At 65.5% G+C, this 660-nt stretch carries 1 protein-coding gene; it reads left to right on the top strand.

From position 1 onward, the window contains the following. Window positions 1-242 precede the first annotated feature (242 nt). Window positions 243-660, top strand: a 418-nt coding sequence (locus ACVCAH_RS38040) for a hypothetical protein (protein ID WP_447141039.1), incomplete at its 3' end; no start/stop codon positions are given.

Raw genomic sequence — 660 nt, 5'->3', positions numbered from 1 at the left:
GTAGTGCTGATTGCCCTGCACGCGGCCGTCGCCATCTAAGCTACTCAAAGTACGGTGCTCGAATGACCCACGGTCCCTTGGATCCGTCGCAGCCGCCGACTCAGCCAGTGCAGCCGATGAGCCCATACCCGCCGCCGCAGTACACCCCCACTTCCGGCGGCCCGCCGGTATACCCGCCGAGTGGGCCGCCTCAGTACGGTCCAACGACCGGCGGGCCGCCGCCGTACCCACCAGCCGGGCCGATGCCCTTCTATCCCGCGCCTGTCCCGCCGAAGAGGAAGAGTTTCTGGTCTTCCACGGGCGGGATCCTGACCATCGTCTTCGGCTCGCTCGCACTGGTGGTCGTGGTCGTGCTGTGCATGCCCTTGGTCTTGGTCGGGATGATCGGGGACAGGGCCGCCGTCTCCAAGACCAAGATGGAGGTTCGGGTCACCTCGTGCGAGGTGTTCGGCTCGGTCGCGAAGGTTGGGTTCTCCGTGAAGAACATCGGGGACAAGACTCGCAGCGCCACCCTCAAGATTGAGTATCGGGACTCGGCTGGCGCCCGTCTGGACACGGTCACGTCGTACGTGCGAAACGTGGCGCCGGGAGACACGGTGCGCGGCGAAGAGTCGACCATTTTGGATGCCCCGACGACGTCCGGAAGCTGCAAGATCGTCG

Source organism: Micromonospora sp. LZ34 (assembly GCF_052981855.1).
The sequence above is the reverse complement of the archived record's forward strand: the minus strand, read 5'-3'. Positions and strand labels throughout refer to the sequence as shown.